Raw genomic sequence first — 19976 nt, 5'->3', positions numbered from 1 at the left:
CACATTAGTGAAAACGGGATTTCGAAAATTTAGGTACGTAACGCAATAGAGCGCCTGCGTTTACGTCGAGTGCTTTCAAATGTTCTGCTGCAAGCTTCACTTGCCCAGCGCCTGTGCGTATCATTGGTTGATGAATTACACGGAAGTGTTTGAGCGAACTGGTTGCGATCATAGTTGGACTAGTTAGCATGTGCTCGTCACTAACTGCGGCTAAACCCTGGTCCATCTTTCTAATGGTTTGTAACTGGTCAATGCGCCCACGTAGTATTGGACCAGCATCAAAAATATCGACGACTTTGTCGTAAGTGAAACCCTCCTCTTCGAGTAATTCCATAGCACGACGCCCCGCATCCATGGGTTGACCAATCACGTCTTGCGCTTCTTGCGGGAGTAACTTGGTATAGATGGGATGCTTAGGCATTAATTCGGTTATGAATTGGTTATTGCTTACGCCGCATAACGTATCGGCTTCGTCAAAGTCCATTTCGAAAAAGTGTCGGCCCAAGGCGTCCCAAAAAGGACTACGTCCGGTTTCATCTGACCAACCGCGTAATTCAGCGATCACATAGGGCGCAAAACGCTCAGGGAATTGACCCATGAGTAAGTAACGAGATTTCGCTAACCAATGGCCGTTGCCACGGTATTCGGGATCGAGGAACAAGGTGCCAACTTCGGAGCAATCTGTGTAATCGTTACTTAGCTGTAACATTTCGCTGCGCACTTGGCGATTTAAAGTATGGCTGTAGTGATTTTGACTAATTAAGCGATAGGCATAAAACGCTTGGCGGGTTCCTGTGCGAGCATAAACACCTGAAGTTCCGACCACTTTCTTTCGGTCGAGGTCTTCCATCACTAACCAAAAAAAATCATCGTCATCTGGCTCGCTACGTTTGAAGCTATCAATGGATTTTTGAATTTTTTCTGAGAGCGTATCCGGATCTTCTGGTAAAGAGGTCATGCCTTTACCAGCCTTCACTGCAAGCTCTAATAAGTCTTGCAGGTCGTCTGCTTGTACGGGGCGAATGATTAACATATCTGCGTCCCTTATCGTTATAAATTTTCGTACTCGGCGAAGGCAAACGGTATCAGACGTTTTGCGCAGAGACTTTGCAACAGTATGCGCATTGACGTTAATGCGAACGGTCGAGTACGAAAAATCGGTTTAATTCAACAGTACCGGTGCCATCAGTTGAAGCAGGCATACTACTTACTTCTAAATCGGTGCTGTACTTACAAGTCTGGCTCATTTTCCAGATTTTTAACCGCAGTAGATTTTGAACTTATCTTAATTTAAAGGATTTTATGCTGGCCAAGCATGTACACCCTAATATTAGTAAATATTGGGCCTAAGGGTTATTGAGTGCCATACTAAATCCTAGACGATTACGATCTTAAGGATTTAATTCTTGTGATAATTCATACAATGAATAGATCGAAAAAGCTCGAAATACCCTGCGGATTATTCCAAGTAATCTGATTACAAAGCGATGTTAGGTGTATTTGGAGAGACAATTCACTAATTGGGACGACAACTATGAACGATACCCCAAAAAGTTTGGCGCAAGAAGATAGCCAATACGTATTACATCCTGCGTCATCCATTACTGCGTTATTGGATCAGGGCCCACAGATGATTGTCAGCGCCAAAGGTAGCACCATCACTGATGCGGACGGTAATGAATTATTAGACGCCGTTGGTGGGCTTTGGTGTGTTAATGCTGGCTATGGGCGTCCGGAACTGGCACAAGTCGTCAAAGAAGCCACTGAGCAACTTGCTTACTATCATACGTTTAGTAATGCTTCGAATCCTTGGCAGGTGCAGCTCGCAAAGAAATTGCTGCAATTAGCGCCAAGCAACCTTGGTAAAGTGTATTTCGGTTCCGGCGGCAGTGATGCTAATGATACTTTGGTGAAAATCGCATGGCATTACCATTCATTGCGCGGCAAGTCGACAAAGACGAAGGTGATAGCGCGTGAGCAAGCCTATCATGGTACCTCTATTTCTACAGCAAGTTTGACCGGTTTGGGTGGTTTCCATAAAGAATACCCGCTACCACTGGATTTTGTATTGCACACCGATTGCCCGCACTTTTATACACGCGGTCTTGAGGGCGAAACAGAGCAGCAATTCTGTGATCGCCTAATTGATAATGTAGCTAAGCTTATTGAAAAAGAAGGTGCAGACAATATTGCCGCGTTCTTTGCTGAGCCGATTCATGCCGCTGGCGGTATCATCGAGCCACCTGCTGGCTACTACCCAAAACTCAAAACGCTTTTAAAACAACACGATATCTTGCTTGTAGCTGATGAAGTAGTGTGTGGTTATGGTCGTTTGGGAACCTGGTTTGGTAGCGACCAGTTGGATATTGAGCCGGATATGCTAAGTACGGCTAAAGGTTTGACCAGTGGTTATTTCCCCATGTCGGCAGCGTTTATAACCGATGAAATTTTTGATGTATTGAAAGAAGGCTCTGCCAAGATTGGTGCCTTTAGTCATGGTTATACCTATTCTGGCCACCCTGTTGGTTGTGCCGTTGCTTTAGCCAACTTAAACATTATTGAAAATGAAGGTTTAGTGGAACGAGCGAAAGAGAACGGAGCTTATTTGCATGCTCGTTTGCTTGAAGAATTGGGTGATCATAAAAATGTTGGCGAGATCCGGGGTCGTGGCTTGTTGGCGGGTGTCCAGTTGGTGAAGGATAAAGTTAACAAAGAATTGCCAGATCCGGCGGATAAATGGCCTGCCAAAGTTACTGCGATGATGCGCAAAAACGGAGTGATTGTTCGCCCATTACCTAGCGTAGGTACCCTAGCTATTTCACCACCATTAGTGATAACACGCGACGAAATTGACCGATTAGTCAGTGAAATCAAGGCTGCAATCGACGCCGAAATTGCCTGATTTTCATTGGACAGGTGTTCAATTTTTATATTAATTAGATATATAAAACCCAGCTAAGCGCATAAAAAAGTTAGCTGGGTTTTTTAATATGGAGCCGAATAAAATCCAGAAAACATGGGGTATTAAGGCACATATCCTAGATAAAATTCAGTAAATTGAAACAATCAACCTCGTGCAGAAAAATATAACAAGCAAGCACAAGCCTAATTGACTTAAAAATAGGCCTGAATTAAATTGGCTCGCGATAAAAATTTTTTACATTTCATAAAGCAGCTTGATATGCATTTAACGCAACCACAAGACTGCTCTACCAACTATCAGTTGAGTGAGTGGTTCGACGAATAAAACACCCTACCAGTTTCGCGTAACTGGAAGGGTGGTCGTTGTCTGCTATCCCAAAACAGATCTCACCATCAACGCATTACAAGCGTATTAAACTAAACTCAGGATAAATGGATTTACCGCAAAAATATTTGTGAGTGATTCTTTTTGCCTGAGGTCGTGCCTGTTTGATACGAATGATATCGAGTGCACTCCAGTTGCGTCCAACTCTTGGCAGTTTGCCTGCCAGTACAAACCCAAAACAAAAAATAAAGAAATGGGCCCTTGTTAAACAAGACGCACTTATAAACAGGAGAGAGCAATGAAGATACAACGTAAGCCGTTGAGTCTAGCGATTAAAGTCGCACTCGGTATGGCAGCCGTATCACTACCCTTCTCGGGTTATGCTGAAGAAACAGAGTCAGATGATTCTGTTGTATTAGAAGAAGTAGTCGCTACAGGTTCCCACATCAAAGGTTTGGATTTACAAGGTTCTGTACAAGCGATTCAACTGGATAGAAAAGATATTGAAGAATCTGGGGCAAGTTCATTAGTTGAGTTGTTGCAGAGCCTTTCAGTGACAGGCGGTGGCTCAGGTACTTTCAGCACGACTAATGCGGGCACAGATTCGGGCTCGACACCCGTTGGTTCATCAGCAGTTTCATTGCGTGGATTAGGTACATCGTCCACGCTTACATTAATAAATGGTCGTCGAGCCACTGTAAGTTCTTTTGCCAGTGGTAGTGAATCATTTGTTGATGCTAACGCTATTCCTTTGGCGGCGATTGAACGTGTTGAAATTTTACCAGGTGGTGCTTCAGCTACATACGGAGCCGATGCTGTTGCTGGTGTGGTTAATTACATCCTAAGGGATGATTACGAAGGTTCAGAAATCTCAGTCAAGTATTCTGATACTACGGCCTCGAGCGATGAAGCGAACTACAACGTTAATTTCTTATGGGGTAAGAACACAGAAAACACCAATACAACCTTTATGGTTGATTATTACAAGAAGAATGCATTCTCGTATAACGATCGCAACTATTTGATTGAAGCAGATCCATGGGGGTCATCACGTTCTCCTTTTGTTGATGCTTGGTTTGTTGGTGATTACGGAAATCAAGGCACGGATGAAAACTGCTCCGATGTTCTTGATACAGAGTTTGGTCCCGAGTGTCGTGACAATCCAAACCGTTATCTGAATGTTGATGATGAGTTTGAATCGTTAAGCTCAGTGTTAAAGTTCAACATGTTTTTTGGTGACACGAAGTGGTTCAATGAACTTATGTTCTCGACCAACGAATCTCAAGGTCGGTCTACCCCGTCGACTTGGAAATTGCACACTGCTATAGATAACCCGGGTCTGCAGGAAGATCCAGATCTAATAGCATCAATTCTCGAAGCAAATAAATCATCGCTAGATGCGGATAACAGTGCAGGATTCACCGATGGACTAATTTCGGGTCTTGATAGTCCCGGCGGTATTGATGCGGCAATCGCTGAACTAGATAGTTTCTCTGATGGTTTTATGCGCATTAATGGACGTTTTCCAGATGCCCGAGAATATTCAGTCGAGTCAGATACGATGCGTTTTGTATCTGGGTTGGAAGGGGCATTCGATAAATGGGATTGGGAAACCGCGCTTACTTATGGGCGCAATGAAAACACCCAGGAAGCATCTCAAGGCTATTATGTTCGAGAATTATTGCAGCACGGCTTATTAGGTACATTGTGTTCTGACGGAACAATTCTTGAGGGTAGCGACGGTAGAATCGTAGATATCGGTGATGGCGATACAATAAATATCGATGATGAACCGCCTCTATCGGTTGGCGGACAGTATATTGATACTTCCGTTACTTGTGAAAATTCAGGTCATGGCGAAACCGTTTGGTATAATCCTTTCAATGGCCAAACTGATCCGAACAATGACTTCTTCAAAACCCCTGCCAAACGCTCTGGTGAATCAGAAATCACAGCGTGGGATGCAACTATTTCAACTGCTGACTTATTTGTTCTACCTGCTGGTCCAGTGGCAGCTGCATTTGGTATCGAGGTTCGTAACGAATCTGTTAAAGATACTCCAGCTGGCATTACCATAGCTAACGAAAAAACCAACGACCCCGTTTGGAATTTTGCTGGTACAAGCGCGGACTATGAACGCGACTCACAATCTGCTTATTTCGAGTTGGTTGCGCCGGTTATTCAAGGTATGGAGCTGACGTTCGCTGGTCGTTATGACAATTACAGTGACTTCGGCGATGACTTTAACCCAATGGTTCGTCTTCGCTATCAGCCAATTGACGAGCTAACCTTCCGTGGTAATTGGTCAACCTCTTTCCGTGCCCCTTCTCTTGCACAAGCAGGTCAGGGTACCCGTTTAACCTCTCATAAGTTTAGTTGTGAAAACCTACCAGCAGATTTGCAGCATCCAGAAGCAGGATTTACTGCGGCGAATCTTTGTGACGGCGTTGGTGCAGAGGACGCGGACGACTTTGAAACAGATTCTATGTTTACAGAGGAGCTAGGTTCTTCGGAGTTAGAACCTGAGACAGCTGAAACCATGGGTTTCGGTGTGTTGTTTAACCCAACCTATGACACTGAAATCTCACTTGATTGGTGGCGCATCGATTACGATAACCTTGTATCTAGCTTCACAACAAATGTAGAACAGTCATACATCGAACAGGCTCTGCGTGAAGGTAATTATGTAACAGGTTCTGGCCTGTCAGATTTAGAATCAGGTACGCCTGGTGTACTTATTGATGAAACAACGGGTCAAATTATTGATACACACTTCCAGCTTTTCAATACGGGTTTCCAGAATGTTGAAGGTGTAGACCTTAGCGTTACACAATACTTCGATACCATGTACGGTAGCTTTAAGTTAATGGCTGATGCTTCCTATTTGATCGAATTCGAAGAGAAAGTATGTGAAACATGTCCAGTGGATCAACTGGCTGGTGAGTTTAGTTATCCAGAGTTGAAAGCGAACCTGGGAGCTCGTTGGACCTATAATGCTTACCGTGTCGGCTTATTCGCAAATTATGTTTCTGGCTACGAAGAGGATGGACTAGATGATCGCTTCGGTGGCCCAACAGAAGGTGAGCTAGCTGATATTGGTCTTGATGTTGCCAATCTCGATGATGTTTCTGAGTGGTGGACTTGGGATGCAAGCTTTGGCTACGAAGTTAGTCGCGCTGGCTACGTGTCTGTGAACGTAAGCAACTTGATGGATGCAAAACCACCCCGTACTTATAGCAACTATGATGGTGTAGATTTCTTCAATCATGATGCATATGGACGTACATTTAGCGTTCGTTATACACACGAATTTTAAACGCCATGTTCATTCCCGCCTCTGATGAGGCGGTATCCATTGCACAGTAGTTAGAGGCAAACATGTCCAGTATTCAAGAACAGGATTCGGTAGAAGAATCGAAACAGGTTACGCCTGCTTCAAAGATGCCGGATACCTACTTAATTCTATTTTTCGTCGCTCTATTTGCGTTTGCGTTGACTTATATCGTTACGCCAGGTTCGTTCGAAACTGTTGAGCAGGTTTCAAGCGACGGTAAAGTACGACAAGTCATCGATCCCGATTCTTTTTCTTATGCAGACGAAAAAGAAGCCGGACTACCGTTATTTGCGGCAGGTGGTGAAATGGGTTTTCTCAATTTACCGTTTGAAGGCATGGTATCCGGGAGTAAATGGGGCGCGTCTATTGGTGTGTTTGCCTTTATTCTGATTACCGGTGGTGCCTTTGGCATTATTATGTCAACCGGCGCCATTCACCGCGGCTTAATGCGTTTAATTGCAAAAAGTCAAAAGCTGGAAATTTTAGCGGTGCCAGTACTCTTTTTTGCTTTCTCTCTAGGTGGTGCTGTGTTTGGCATGGGAGAGGAAGTCATTCCTTTTGTATTAATCATTGTCCCCGTCTTTTTGGCCATGGGTTATGACAGTATTACTGCGCTTGTGGTGAGCTATGTTGCGACACAAATCGGGTTTGCATGTTCTTGGATGAACCCGTTTTCAGTCAGTGTGGCGCAAGGTATTGCGGGCCTGCCTTTACTTTCGGGTTCAGGTTTTAGAATGGCATTGTGGGTTGTGTTTACTTTGCTTGGTGCCACCTTTGCAACCATTTATGCCCTGCGTATCAAGCGTAACCCCGAACGGTCATTGACCTTTGCACAGGATCAATCAAACCGGCCGGAGAAAGTGAATCTTGGTGAAGAAGCAAAGCACTTAGGTTTAGGTGATTGGTTCATTTTATTGGTATTGACCGCAGGCATTGGTTGGATGATCTGGGGTGTAACAACACAGGGTTATTACTTACCAGAAATTGCTAGCCAATTTTTCACCATGGGTTTGGCGGCGGCTATCGTTGGCATTATTTTTCGCTTAGATGGCATGACCGCCAACAGTGCTATTGAAGCGTTTCGCCATGGTGCAGGACAACTATTACCCGCTGCGTTAGTCGTGGCGTTTGCAAAAGGTATCGTACTTGTTTTGGGTGGCGACGGCGCTGAAACACCAAGCGTACTTAACACCATTTTGAATAGTGCATCGCAAGCGTTAGCGGGTTTGCCCGAAACCTTGGCCGCCAGTTGTATGTTTTTATTCCAAAGTATTTTTAATTTCTTTGTGACGTCTGGTAGTGGCCAGGCAGCGTTGACAATGCCAATTATGGCACCGCTATCTGATCTTTTAGGTGTTAGCCGACAAGTCGCTGTACTGGCATTTCAATTAGGTGATGGCCTAACCAATATTTTGGTGCCAACGTCCGCTGCACTAATGGGATGTTTGGGGGCAGCGAAAGTTGACTGGGGCACTTGGATTCGATTCATCGCCAAGCCAATGTTAGTTGTTTTTATATTGTCTTTTTTGACCATGGTATTAGCTGTGGTATTGAATTTTAACTAGGTGAACATGTTTACACTAATCAAAAACAGTGAAGTTTATGCACCGCATTACTTGGGTAAGTGCGATGTTTTAATAGCGGATGGACGCATCGCTTATATCGATAGTGAGATAGATTTCGCTATGGGTGAGTTGATTGATGTAGTTGACGCCAACGGAAAAATATTAACACCAGGCTTTGTAGATTCACTTGTGCATATTACCGGTGGCGGTGGTGAGGGTGGCTTTAATACACGTACTCCTGAACTGGATTTCTTCGATGCGGTTAATGCAGGTGTTACGTCAATGGTAGGTGCATTAGGAACAGATGCCACGACACGTACACTTGGAGACTTATTTGGTAAAACCCAAGCGCTAAACGCGGATGGCTTAAACTGCTTTATGTACACCGGGAGTTATGAAATTCCTGTTAAGAACATCAGTGGCAGTCTTCGCGACGATATTATTTTTATTGATCCTGTGATTGGTGTTGGTGAAATAGCGATTGCGGACAAGCGAGGTTCGCAACCGACAACCCACGAACTTGCTCGTATCGCTGCGGACGCTCGAGTTGGGGGTTTATTAAGTGGGAAGTCTGGCATTGTCATGATTCATACCGGTGCTAGCGAAACCTACTTGGACATTTTGCATGAAACCTGTCGCGACTATGATGTGGGTATCAACCAATTTTATCCGACTCATATTAATCGTACCTTGAGTTTATTGCAGGCTGGTGCGGAATTTACCAAGCAAGGTGGCACTATTGATTTAACCGCAAGCACCAATGACCACCTAATTCGTACCGGTGATATTCCAGCGGGTGAAGGATTAGCTAAGTTGTTAAATATGGGTGTATCTCCGGATAAGATTACGTTTAGTTCCGATGCACAAGGTTATTTGCCACACTTCGATGCTAATGGACGATTGGATGGATTAGATATTGGTTCTATCAGCTCGTTGCATTTTGAAATGGTTCGTGCCGTGAAAGACTATGACATCACTTTGGATAAGTCTTTGGCCTGTATTACTCGCAATCCAGCGAAAGTCTTAGGTCTTAAACAAAAAGGGGAAGTTAAAAAGGGTTTCGATGCCGACCTGTGTTTATTAGATCGTGATAGCCTGGCAGTAAATTCCGTTATGAGTCGAGGTAAATGGCTAAAACTGAATAACAAAATCGTCGGTAAAACTGCGTTTTCTCATTAAAGTTACAGTAGATATTTAAATTTAGTTTAAGGCTAAGTTAAAGGTTAAGAGTAAGAGGCAAAGCAATGCGTTTTTTAGTTCTGATTATCAGCTTGTTTTCGCTACAAGCTTGTGCGAGCGAAGCATCAAGCAATGGCAAGCTAGTCATTGCCGGTGGCGCTATCCGTAGTGATAACCAAGCTCTTTATGAAGCGTTGATCAATGCAATGCCAAAGCAGGATGGCAAGGTTGTGATTATTCCAGTGGCATCTGGTAAACCATTAAAAAGTGCAAACGCTTTTTCTAAAGATCTAGTGCGTTACGGCTTGGATGAAAAACAGATATCAATATTCCCACTAGCTGTGACGGACGATAGCACGACCGATTTCGACGAACGCAAATGGAAAGACAATGCATTCGATGAAGAAAAAGTCGCTCAGATTAAAGATGCTTCTGCTATTTGGTTTACCGGTGGAGATCAAATGCGCATTATTGACTCGATTCGCCCAAGCAAAGATGAGCCAAGTCCTCTGTTAAAGGAATTAAAATTGTTGCTGAAACATGGAGCGGTTATTGGTGGAACTTCCGCTGGTGCCGCTATGATGAGCGAGACAATGATTGCGGCCGGTGATAGTTTTTCGGCGATTACCCAGCCCCAGTCAGATCAGTATTACGGCATGGAAACGCAAGAGCAGGGACAACTCTATTTACATCATGGCTTAGGCTTTTTTGAATACGGTATAGTCGATCAACATTTTGATCGTAAAGCTCGCTTGGGACGTTTAGTTAAAACCCTAGCAGATCAAGAAACCAAAATGGGCTATGCCGTAGATGAAGATACGGCTATGGTTGTAGACCTTGAGAAGCAAACCATAAGTGCTGTAGGCGCAGGTAATATCACTATTGTTGATGCTACGTCAGCACAGGTTAATTATGAGCCATTTGATGCGCAGAATATCTATGTATCCTTGTTGTCCTCGGGTGATGAATATGACATTCGAAAACAAGCTCTACTCAATGTAAAAAACTTGACCATAGGGAGCGAATATTTCTCCGAGGCAGCTAAACAAGGTGCGGGTATGGCTGTAGCCAACCACCGTTTGGCTCATCTCCTTGGATACGAATTATTGGATAATAAAGCGAATAGCGAAATTAGGCGGTATAGCTTTAACGAATCAGGAAAAGGGATTCTCTATCGTTTTTCTCAAAGCAAACAAAGTGAGGGGTATTGGCGTACCAATGGCACGCAAGATCAATACTCTATTATTAATGTTCGAATGGATATTGAGCCGGTTTCAATTTCCATAAATCAATAGGTAATAACCATGACTACAGGATTAGAGCTTGATCGTTTAGATCTACGCATATTACAAACCCTGCAAAGCAATGGTCGTATGACCAACAAAGAATTGGCAGACAAGGTGAATCTTTCTACCAGTGCTTGCCACCAACGTCTTCAGCGTTTGATGGATGACGGTTGGATCAAAAACTTTTTGGGTATCGTAGATGTGGAACGTCTATGCGCACCGGTTCAGTGTATCGCGACCATTGCTTTAAAGGATCATGCACCGGAAGCATTTAAAGCTTTAGAAAAAGCGGTAGAAGATATGCCCGAGGCGTTAGAAGCTTATACCGTCAGTGGTGGTTGTGATTTTATTGTACGTTTCGCATGTTCTCATATGAGCCGTTATATGTTGCTGACTAACGAGTTAATTCAGCAGTGTCCTCAGGTTACCAATATAAGCACTCATGTTATTTTGAATCAGAGCAAACAGTTCCGTGGCTATCCGATTCAAGAAATCTTAAATCAACGCCAGTTTTCTTAAGCGAGATGGTAGATCTTGCTTGGAGTAGTAGGTAAAAATAGTATGCGATTAGTAGCGTTATTTTTCATTTTCATCACCCCCCTTTCACATTCCTTCGAATTTGATCGAGTGTGTGGTGATTTCACAACTCCAGCGAAAAATACCTCTGCGGCATTAATGTTAAGTGGCGGTTCTGGTGGTAACAAGCCCGGTGAGAAAGAAGCCACGCGGGAATGGCTGACCCTTTCTGGCGGAGGCGATTTTCTTGTTATTCGCTCAAATGGTGTAGGCTCTCAAGCGAAATGGGCTTGTCGAACGTTTCCGGAGTTTGTAAAAAGTGCTGCAGAAATATCCATTGATAGTATTGAAGACGCTAATCACCCGGCCGTGAATCAACTGATAAAAGAAGCTGAAGTGATTTGGATTGCAGGCGGTGATCAAAATCGATATGAGGACTTTTGGAAAGGGACGAAACTGTCCCAGAGTTTAAACGAACATGTTCAAAGTAAAGCGATTGGCGGAACCAGTGCTGGTATGGCTATTTTAGGTAGTAGTTATTACGCTCCTAGATATAAAAAAGCCGTCATCGGAAGCGAGTTGCTGAATGATCCCTATCATAAAGAATCACAAGATCTGTTTCATGATGATTTAATTCAGCATCCACTTTTGGAAAATACGTTCAATGAAACTCATGTAGATCGAGTCATAGAAGGTGAAACTCGCCATAGCAGGTTGGCAGGATTTCTTGCTAGAGCCCAAGCTGAAAACCCGAAAGAAAAAATGCGTGCTATCGGTTTAAATGAGGCTTCATATATCGTCACTGACGAATTCGGGGTGGGCAAAGTTTACGGACAAAAAGCTTATTTTGTTCAGGCGAATGATCGTCCAAAAACACTTAAAGCCAAGCAACCAATTTCTGATTTTAAAATGCAAGTGTATGTAATTGAGGCTAATCCCAATGGCTATGGTGAAATCAGCCTTATGACATGGCAGGGATTTACAGGAGGACAGTCACAGTCCTGGAAAATTGAGCGTGGCGAGTTAGTCTATTAATAAATAGCGCGTAGTACGTGATGAGTTAATTTTTGAAAATAAAAATAATACTCATAGAATGGCTAGATTAAGGGTCTCTTTTAATTCTTCCATCACTACATAGCTGGTACTTTCTTGCACACCCGGAAGCGTTAAAAGTGTTTTACCTAAAAAAGTCCGATAGGCACCCATATCTGCAACGCGGGCTTTAATTAAATAATCGAAATTTCCAGACACTAAATAGCATTCTTGCACTTCTGCTAGTGCGATGGCTTTTTGTTTAAATTCTTCAAATACATCTTGGCTAGTTCGGCTCAAACGTATTTTCACAAAAACCAGTAGCTTATCCCCTACTTTTTCAGGATCAATTAAAGCTGTATAGCCTTCTATAACCCCTTCTCTTTCTAAGCGTTTTACTCGTTCAAAACAAGGTGTATTGGATAGTCCAACCCGACGCGCTAATTCGGCAAAACTAATTCGTCCATCAAGCTGTAACTCTTGCAGAATTTTCTTGTCGGTTTTGCTTAATTCGATGGTTTGCGCCATTCAGAATGATCTTCGCCAATTTATATATATAGAAGAAGATTAAACCAATATAAGCTTAAATCAATGGAAAATAAGAAAACAATTCTCCCGATCTGAAACTAGAATATTCACTATTGAAGAGGTCTTTTATAAGGCATATCAGAGGAGAATAAAAATGCTAATTGGTGTACCAAAAGAGATTAAAAACCACGAGTATCGTGTCGGTCTTACCCCTGCTGGTGTACGTGAATTGACAAGTGCAGGCCATGACGTAGTAGTTGAAACCAATGCCGGTCTGGCTATCGGTCTTGATAACGCTCAGTACGAGTCTGCCGGTGCAAAAATTTTAGATTCGGCTGAGGCGGTATTCGAGCAAGCAGATATGATCGTTAAAGTAAAAGAGCCGCAACCAAACGAATGCAAAATGCTGCGCGAAGGCCAGTTGCTTTTCACATACTTGCACCTAGCCGCAGACAAACCACAAACCGATCTGCTTATGGCGAGCGGTGCCACTTGTGTCGCTTACGAGACCGTAACCGATGCACATGGTGGCCTTCCATTATTAGCGCCAATGTCTGAAGTAGCTGGTCGTCTTGCTCCGCAAGAAGGTGCGGCGTGCTTGAAAAAAGCCAACGGTGGTAGCGGTGTGTTAATTGGTGGTGTACCTGGTGTGTCTCCAGCACAAGTCAGTGTAATCGGTGGTGGTGTTGTCGGTTTGAATGCAGCACGCATCGCATTGGGTATGGGTGCCAACGTAACGATTTTGGATCGTTCTCTTGCTCGTCTAAAAGAAATTGATGATATGTTTGGCGACAAGTTAAACACGCTGTTCAGTACCGAAGAAGCCATTCGTGAACAAATCAAAATCGCTGATATGGTCATCGGCGCCGTATTAATTCCGGGTGCAGCCGCACCGAAGCTCATCAGCAAAGATATGTTAAGTACCATGAAGCCAGGCTCTGTCTTAGTTGACGTAGCAATCGACCAAGGCGGTTGCTTCGAAACCAGCAAGCCAACTACACACCAAGAGCCAACTTATGAAATCGATGGTGTGATTCATTACTGTGTCGCGAATATGCCAGGCGCCGTTGCACGTACTTCAACTTTCGCACTAACCAATGCGACATTGCCGTATGTTGTACAGCTTGCTAACAAAGGTAAGGATGCATTGGCAGCGAACCCTCACTTGCTAGAAGGCCTAAACGTACACAAAGGTCAATTGACCTGTGAAGCGGTTGCAGAAGCGTTTAACTATGATTTCGTAACGCCTGCAAAAGCATTGGGCCTAAGTGGTAACGTACAAAAGATTGCGTAATAGGTTGTGAGAAGGTTTGGGTCGGTGCGACTAAAGTCTAACCGACCTTTCTCGGCATTGTGTTTATGATAAACCCTCATTGTGACCGTGAGGGTTCTGATAGATCGAACTCTCTTGAGTGCTTTCCAAAAATCCTGGGAGCGGATTTTTGGTCGTTCTTGCCGCCATTAGCGATAATGGCGGCCTTTTTATTTTCTGGCTGTCGCTTTTTTAATTCAATCGACGTTCTAGTTGGCGAAAGCTTAATGCTTCTAGTAAATGGGGTTTTTCAATGGCCGGACTGTGTTGTAGGTCGGCAATGGTCCGTGCTACTTTGATGATGCGATGATAGGCCCGAGCGCTTAAACCTAATTTTTCCATAGCGTTTTCTAAAAGCTGACTAAGCTCTTTACTCAATGGACAAAACTCTTGAATGGCTTTTTGTTCAAGCTTGGCGTTTACACAACCTTGCCGTTGGTATTGAATAGATCGTGCTGTCGTCACTCTTTCTTTCACCTGAGCACTACTTTCCGCTTCCGAATTATCACTTGATAATAATCCTTTCGGTAAAGCAGGCACTTCTAGCTGTAAATCAATGCGATCTAATAATGGGCCAGATACGGCACTTTGATAACGTTGCGCTTTGGCTTCGCTGCAATCTCCACAGCGCTTATTGGGGATATTTAAATAGCCACACGGACATGGGTTCATGGCAGCAATGAGTTGGAATTCTGCTGGGTAAGTAATTTGTGCGGCCGCACGACTGATACTCACATGACCCGTTTCTAAGGGTTCACGCATGACATCTAATACTTTGCGTGAATACTCAGGCACCTCGTCTAAAAACAAAATGCCTTTATGGGCCAAAGAGATTTCCCCAGGTTTGGGATGTGTGCCACCACCGACGAGCGCCACACCAGAACATGTATGGTGTGGCTGTCTAAACGGTCGTGTAGAAAAGTAAGGCCGTGTGGGTTGACGGCTAATGCTATAAAGTGATGCGACTTCGAGTGCTTCTTCCAGAGTAAGCGGTGGCAAAATACCGGGTAAACACTGTGCAAGCATACTCTTACCCGTTCCAGGTGGGCCGCTCATCAATAGGTTGTGACCTCCTGCTGCAGCAATCTCCAAAGCGTGTTTGGCCTGCTGTTGGCCTTTCACCTGTTTTAAGTCTGGTCCATGGTAGGGCTCGTTAACCAAGGGTCGATGTTCCACTCGTGCCAGCTTTCTGTTCCCTTGCAGCATTTCGCATACTTCTAATAAGTGCTCACTGACCAGTAGTTCACCAGGACACAGGCTGGCCTCTTCTGCATTGGCTTGTGGCAGGATAAGCTTTTTACCGGCTTTTCTTGCTGCAAGTGCTGCTGGAATAATGCCTTGCACAGGGCGTATGGCTGCCGTCAGTGCTAGCTCACCAATGCATTCGTAATCCGCTAAGCAACCTTCGGACAATTGTTCACTGGCGGTTAAAATACCAAGGGCAATGGCGAGATCGAAGCGCCCTCCTTCCTTGGGTAAATCTGCTGGGGCAAGATTGACGGTGATACGCATGGCAGGAAATTCAAAGCCCGCATTTAAAATAGCACTGCGCACACGGTCTTTACTTTCCTTTACTGCGGTTTCAGGTAAGCCGACGATAGAAAAACTGGGCAAGCCATTGCTTAAGTGTGTTTCTACTTGGACCAGTGGAGCGTCGATTCCGACTTTTGCGCGGGCATGTACAACAGCGAGAGACATAAGGGTAGCAGCCATCCATGGAGTATGTGACTGCTAGTGTACGAATATCAGCCCAAAGCATCATGAGCCAATGGTATGAAGCTCAATCAATTGAATTGCAATATGAGCTTTATTTTAGTTTTTCTTCCATTTCCGCAACTTGCTTTTCAAGGGCGTCGAGCTTTTCGCGTGTGCGCAGCAATACCGCTTGCTGTGCGTCAAATTCGTCGCGGCTGACCACATCCAACTTGTTTAGCTGACGTGCCAATAGCTGCTGAATATTGTTCTTGAGTTGCTCACTGCTCTCATTGGGTATGAGCTGGCTAATCTGCTGACTTAATTTATCGATGATGGCTTTGTTCATGAGGCGCCCCCTATATATTTACCACAAGCTTACCATAAATCGCATTGGGCAAAGACCGTCAGTTTTTGAGGGAGAACAATTTTTGTACGAGTAAAATGGCAGAACTGTAGCTATTTATGTGGGCAGGCGTCACGGATAACCTGCAGGTCATTGTTCTGTAGTTTGTGTTCATTAAGCTTGCTGACTCATCTATTCTCTATCAAATAAGCTCAATTAGATTTACACTAGCTGGGTGTCCTATGGGATAACCCGGCTTTTTTGTGTCTAAGGAGCAAGCATGAAACTGGTTACTGCTGTAATTAAGCCCTTTAAACTTGATGATGTTCGTGAAGCTTTATCAGAGATTGGCGTTCAAGGTATTACTGTAACAGAGGTGAAAGGTTTTGGTCGTCAGAAGGGCCATACTGAACTGTATCGCGGTGCAGAGTACGTGGTGGACTTCTTACCTAAAGTAAAATTGGAAATCGCCATCGACGAAGCCCAATTGGATAAGGTGATTGAAGCTATTACCGAAGCAGCGAACACAGGTAAAATTGGAGATGGTAAAATTTTCGTCACCAATTTAGAGCAGATTATTCGAATTCGTACTGGTGAGACGGGCGCAGACGCCGTTTAATCATTACGTTTCTACTCTATTATGGGGCGTTCTGCCCCATAATCTTCTCTTGATATTTCTTATCTTATTTTTCCTAACACTTTTTTCTAAACACTTAGCTATCTATTGTGCGTTAAAGGTGCAGAATTTATATCACTGTGGTTTTTTGCCCGTAAATAATCCTTCACGAAAAAAAACGACCCAATAGAGTGCAATTGTGGGTTGCGAGATGCGCGCAAACCCTCATAACTAAATAAAATCCATACTGGCATACTGGTTGCAAAAAGGAGGTAGCTGAAGAAAAGACAAAAGGAAAACACAATGATTAAAACCCTAAGTAAGGTCGCTGGTGTAGCGGCGCTCAGTCTCAGTGCTGCAATGGTGCAAGCGGCTGATACTATCAAGGTAGGTGTATTGCATTCACTGTCCGGCACTATGGCTATTTCTGAGACCACTCTTAAAGACACAGTCTTAATGATGATCGAAGAACAAAATAAGAAAGGTGGTTTACTGGGTAAAAAGTTGGAGCCGGTTGTGGTTGACCCTGCGTCGAACTGGCCCTTGTTTGCAGAAAAAGGTCGCGAGCTTTTAGAGAAAGAAAAAGTTGATGTGATTTTTGGTTGCTGGACGTCTGTTTCTCGTAAATCCGTTTTACCTGTGGTTGAAGAACTAAATGGACTGCTTTTTTACCCTGTACAGTATGAAGGCGAGGAATCTTCTAAAAACGTTTTCTACACAGGTGCTGCGCCAAACCAACAAGCTATTCCTGCAGTAGACTACTTAATGGATCAAGGTGTTAAGCGTTGGGTCTTAGCCGGTACTGACTACGTATATCCGCGCACAACCAATAAAATTTTAGAAAGCTATTTGAAAAGCAAAGGGGTTGATGCAAAAGACATCATGATCAATTACACGCCTTTTGGTCATAGCGATTGGCAAACTATTGTTTCTGATGTGAAAAAATTTGGCTCAGTAGGGAAGAAAACTGCGGTTGTTTCAACCATAAACGGTGACGCAAACGTGCCTTTCTATAAAGAGCTAGCGAACCAAGGTGTAAGCTCTGAAGATATTCCTGTTGTAGCTTTCTCTGTAGGTGAAGAAGAGCTTTCTGGTTTTGATACTGCGCCACTTGTTGGTCATTTGGCGGCATGGAACTACTTCATGAGTGCTGATGCAGATGTCAACTATGAGTTCATCGATAAGTGGGTTGAGTTCACTGGCGATGAGTCTCGTGTAACCAATGATCCAATGGAAGCGACTTACATTGGCTTTAATATGTGGGCAAAAGCGGTAGAAAAAGCGGGTACTACCGACGTCGATACTGTGCGCAGCAAAATGTATGGTCTAGAAGTACCTAACTTAACTGGCGGTACAGCTGTTATGAACGTTAACCATCACTTATCCAAGCCGGTTTTAATTGGTGAAATCCAAGATGATGGTCAGTTCGATATCGTATGGAAAACCGATGGCGAAGTACGTGGTGATGCCTGGACTGATTACCTACCAGAAAGTAAGAACCTTATTTCAGATTGGACTGCACCCATCAGCTGCGGTAACTACAATACTGAATCTAAGACTTGCGGTGGTTCTCAGGTAGCCGCTCAATAATTTCATGCTCCCAAGCCCTGCGCAAGCGGGGTTATCTCCTCCAGTAAGGACGTATGTACACACGGATGTGTATCCCTCAATAAAGTAGTATGAATTAAGGCGGCCCCATGAAAAACATCATAGCTTGCTTAGGGTTCTGGTGTGCTCTCTGTTTAGCCCAATTAACCCAAGCAAATGAAGCAACTTCAGTGCAGGCATTATTAAAAACGTTGCCAGAAGCTAGCTATCAAGAAAAAGAAAACCAGATCAATCAAATCGCGTCATTAAACGATGAACGCGTGCTCCCAATTTTACAGAACTTACTTGAAGGTGAGTTGTATTACCTGCGCGATTCCAAAGCCATTGTTTATAGCGAAAAACTGAGCGGAAGAACCTATAAGGCAACCGATGCGTTTACCAATGAAACTTTAGGTGAATTTAAACGCCGTGATGTTCGGAAAATCAAAATCAATAATAATCTACGTCGCGTATTAAATGGACATATTGCTGAACTACAAATTACATCGAAAAACCCAGATACTCGTCTTTCTGCAGCCAACGAAATGCTAAAGACTGGAGAGTTAGAAAACCTCTCACTTATTCAAAAAGCATTAGAAACAGAGAAAAATATAAACGTCTTGGATGCGTTGCAAACTGCTCAAGCGATTATTCTTTTAAATAGTAGTGATCAAGCACAGCGTTTGACCGCATTAAAAACACTGGATCGATCTTTATATCCAGAATCTCGTATTGCTCTCACGCAATTCTTAAATCGAATTGAGGCAAACCCCAAGCAATACACTGAAGCTGAAAAAGCTATGGCGCTTAAAAACCTCGATAGCATTGATCAATTAATGGAATTGAATAGCATTGCAGAAAATATCTATTTTGGCTTGGCTCTAGGTGCAGTTTTATTATTGGCCGCCATTGGTCTAGCGATTACTTTTGGCGTCATGGGTGTGATCAATATGGCTCATGGCGAAATGATCATGTTGGGAGCCTACACCACGTTTGTTATTCAGCAGTTAATGCCTAACAACATTGGTATGTCTTTGGTAGTTGCCATTCCGGCTGCGTTTTTAGTGTCCGGTCTTGTTGGTGTCATTATAGAGCGTACCGTGATCCGTCATTTGTACGGTCGTCCTTTGGAGACTCTGTTAGCAACATTCGGTATCAGTCTGGTATTGCAGCAAGCCGTACGCAGTATTTTTGGTCCCCTAAACCAAGATGTCATTACACCCGATTGGCTGGCGGGTACATTTATGGTAAACCCAGGTCTAGAGCTTACCTATAACCGTCTGTATATCATTATCTTTAGCCTAATGGTATTAGCTGGTCTTGCTCTTGTGCTTAAGAAAACGTTATTCGGCTTACAGATGCGTGCCGTGACCATGGACCGTCCTATGGCTAGTTCAATGGGGATTAAAACCGGTTGGGTTGATGCACTGACATTTGGTTTAGGTTCTGGTATTGCCGGTATCGCGGGTGTTGCTCTGAGTCAGTTAACCAATGTGGGTCCAAACCTCGGCCAAGCTTATATCATTGATAGCTTTATGGTGGTGGTCTTTGGTGGAGTTGGTAATTTATGGGGCACGCTGGTTGGCGCTATGTCTTTGGGCGTAGCCAACAAAATGTTTGAACCATTGGCCGGCGCCGTTTTAGCAAAAATCATTGTATTAGTAGCCATTATTCTCTTTATTCAAAAAAGACCACGAGGCTTATTTGCTCTCAAAGGTCGAGCGGTGGAGGGCTAA

General features: G+C 43.8%; 15 protein-coding genes. 11 read left to right on the top strand and 4 right to left on the bottom strand.

Annotation, left to right across the window (positions count from 1 at the left end):
* Positions 1-4: 4 nt before the first annotated feature.
* Positions 5-1033 (bottom strand): arginine N-succinyltransferase, encoded by a 1029-nt coding sequence (locus tag HF888_RS16235; RefSeq protein WP_007016825.1) that lies wholly within the window; start codon positions 1031-1033, stop codon positions 5-7.
* A 501-nt stretch (positions 1034-1534) separates the two neighbouring features.
* Here HF888_RS16235 and HF888_RS16230 point away from each other — a divergent pair.
* The 7 genes from HF888_RS16230 to HF888_RS16200 all read left to right on the top strand — a co-directional run bounded on the left by HF888_RS16230 (position 1535) and on the right by HF888_RS16200 (position 12162).
* Positions 1535-2902, top strand: a complete 1368-nt coding sequence (locus tag HF888_RS16230) for an aminotransferase family protein (RefSeq protein ID WP_007016826.1) — start codon at positions 1535-1537, stop codon at positions 2900-2902.
* A gap of 643 nt (positions 2903-3545) precedes the next feature.
* The gene (locus HF888_RS16225) at positions 3546-6563 is read left to right on the top strand and encodes a TonB-dependent receptor domain-containing protein (protein WP_007016827.1); all 3018 of its coding nucleotides are present in this window, start codon (positions 3546-3548) and stop codon (positions 6561-6563) included.
* Positions 6564-6625: 62 nt separating this feature from the next.
* Complete coding sequence (gene yfcC, locus HF888_RS16220) at positions 6626-8146, top strand: putative basic amino acid antiporter YfcC (RefSeq protein WP_007016828.1); 1521 nt, start codon at positions 6626-6628, stop codon at positions 8144-8146.
* A gap of 6 nt (positions 8147-8152) precedes the next feature.
* Positions 8153-9325, top strand: a complete 1173-nt coding sequence (gene iadA / locus HF888_RS16215; RefSeq protein ID WP_168367082.1) for a beta-aspartyl-peptidase — start codon at positions 8153-8155, stop codon at positions 9323-9325.
* Positions 9326-9390: 65 nt separating this feature from the next.
* Positions 9391-10620: a cyanophycinase gene (locus HF888_RS16210; RefSeq protein ID WP_007016830.1), complete on the top strand. Its 1230-nt coding sequence runs from the start codon at positions 9391-9393 to the stop codon at positions 10618-10620.
* Positions 10621-10629: 9 nt separating this feature from the next.
* A complete protein-coding gene (locus HF888_RS16205) occupies positions 10630-11130 on the top strand; it encodes an Lrp/AsnC family transcriptional regulator (RefSeq protein ID WP_007016831.1) in 501 nt (166 codons plus the stop codon).
* 42 nt (positions 11131-11172) lie between these two features.
* Entirely contained in the window at positions 11173-12162 is a 990-nt protein-coding gene (locus HF888_RS16200; RefSeq protein ID WP_007016832.1) for a cyanophycinase, read from the top strand.
* Positions 12163-12213: 51 nt separating this feature from the next.
* Here the strand turns inward: HF888_RS16200 and HF888_RS16195 are convergent, their stop codons facing one another.
* Positions 12214-12687 (bottom strand): Lrp/AsnC ligand binding domain-containing protein, encoded by a 474-nt coding sequence (locus tag HF888_RS16195; RefSeq protein WP_007016833.1) that lies wholly within the window; start codon positions 12685-12687, stop codon positions 12214-12216.
* 154 nt (positions 12688-12841) lie between these two features.
* Between HF888_RS16195 and ald the strand changes: the two genes are divergently transcribed.
* Positions 12842-13981, top strand: coding sequence for an alanine dehydrogenase (ald, locus tag HF888_RS16190; RefSeq protein ID WP_007016834.1), 1140 nt, complete (start codon positions 12842-12844; stop codon positions 13979-13981).
* 210 nt (positions 13982-14191) lie between these two features.
* Here ald and HF888_RS16185 read toward each other — a convergent pair whose 3' ends face one another.
* Positions 14192-15697 (bottom strand): YifB family Mg chelatase-like AAA ATPase, encoded by a 1506-nt coding sequence (locus HF888_RS16185; protein WP_007016835.1) that lies wholly within the window; start codon positions 15695-15697, stop codon positions 14192-14194.
* A gap of 109 nt (positions 15698-15806) precedes the next feature.
* A complete protein-coding gene (locus tag HF888_RS16180; RefSeq protein WP_168367081.1) occupies positions 15807-16040 on the bottom strand; it encodes an accessory factor UbiK family protein in 234 nt (77 codons plus the stop codon).
* A 277-nt stretch (positions 16041-16317) separates the two neighbouring features.
* Between HF888_RS16180 and glnK the strand changes: the two genes are divergently transcribed.
* The 3 genes from glnK to urtB all read left to right on the top strand — a co-directional run bounded on the left by glnK (position 16318) and on the right by urtB (position 19976).
* Positions 16318-16656 (top strand): P-II family nitrogen regulator, encoded by a 339-nt coding sequence (gene glnK / locus HF888_RS16175; RefSeq protein WP_168367080.1) that lies wholly within the window; start codon positions 16318-16320, stop codon positions 16654-16656.
* Positions 16657-16956: 300 nt separating this feature from the next.
* Positions 16957-18243 (top strand): urea ABC transporter substrate-binding protein, encoded by a 1287-nt coding sequence (gene urtA, locus HF888_RS16170; RefSeq protein ID WP_007016660.1) that lies wholly within the window; start codon positions 16957-16959, stop codon positions 18241-18243.
* A 107-nt stretch (positions 18244-18350) separates the two neighbouring features.
* Positions 18351-19976: an urea ABC transporter permease subunit UrtB gene (urtB, locus tag HF888_RS16165; protein ID WP_007016661.1), complete on the top strand. Its 1626-nt coding sequence runs from the start codon at positions 18351-18353 to the stop codon at positions 19974-19976.

It is taken from the genome of Bermanella marisrubri (assembly GCF_012295615.1).
Taxonomy (GTDB): domain Bacteria; phylum Pseudomonadota; class Gammaproteobacteria; order Pseudomonadales; family Oceanobacteraceae; genus Bermanella; species Bermanella marisrubri.
Note: the sequence above shows the minus strand (reverse complement) of the source record. Positions and strands in the feature narration are given on the sequence as shown.

Coding starts and splice junctions, on each gene's coding strand:
- glnK (WP_168367080.1), top strand. CDS start 16,318: ATGAAACTGGTTACTGCTGTAATTAAGCCCTTTAAACTTGATGATGTT.
- HF888_RS16185 (WP_007016835.1), bottom strand. CDS start 15,697: ATGTCTCTCGCTGTTGTACATGCCCGCGCAAAAGTCGGAATCGACGCT.
- HF888_RS16195 (WP_007016833.1), bottom strand. CDS start 12,687: ATGGCGCAAACCATCGAATTAAGCAAAACCGACAAGAAAATTCTGCAA.
- HF888_RS16210 (WP_007016830.1), top strand. CDS start 9,391: ATGCGTTTTTTAGTTCTGATTATCAGCTTGTTTTCGCTACAAGCTTGT.
- ald (WP_007016834.1), top strand. CDS start 12,842: ATGCTAATTGGTGTACCAAAAGAGATTAAAAACCACGAGTATCGTGTC.
- urtA (WP_007016660.1), top strand. CDS start 16,957: ATGATTAAAACCCTAAGTAAGGTCGCTGGTGTAGCGGCGCTCAGTCTC.
- HF888_RS16200 (WP_007016832.1), top strand. CDS start 11,173: ATGCGATTAGTAGCGTTATTTTTCATTTTCATCACCCCCCTTTCACAT.
- HF888_RS16225 (WP_007016827.1), top strand. CDS start 3,546: ATGAAGATACAACGTAAGCCGTTGAGTCTAGCGATTAAAGTCGCACTC.
- HF888_RS16205 (WP_007016831.1), top strand. CDS start 10,630: ATGACTACAGGATTAGAGCTTGATCGTTTAGATCTACGCATATTACAA.
- urtB (WP_007016661.1), top strand. CDS start 18,351: ATGAAAAACATCATAGCTTGCTTAGGGTTCTGGTGTGCTCTCTGTTTA.
- yfcC (WP_007016828.1), top strand. CDS start 6,626: ATGTCCAGTATTCAAGAACAGGATTCGGTAGAAGAATCGAAACAGGTT.
- iadA (WP_168367082.1), top strand. CDS start 8,153: ATGTTTACACTAATCAAAAACAGTGAAGTTTATGCACCGCATTACTTG.
- HF888_RS16180 (WP_168367081.1), bottom strand. CDS start 16,040: ATGAACAAAGCCATCATCGATAAATTAAGTCAGCAGATTAGCCAGCTC.
- HF888_RS16230 (WP_007016826.1), top strand. CDS start 1,535: ATGAACGATACCCCAAAAAGTTTGGCGCAAGAAGATAGCCAATACGTA.
- HF888_RS16235 (WP_007016825.1), bottom strand. CDS start 1,033: ATGTTAATCATTCGCCCCGTACAAGCAGACGACCTGCAAGACTTATTA.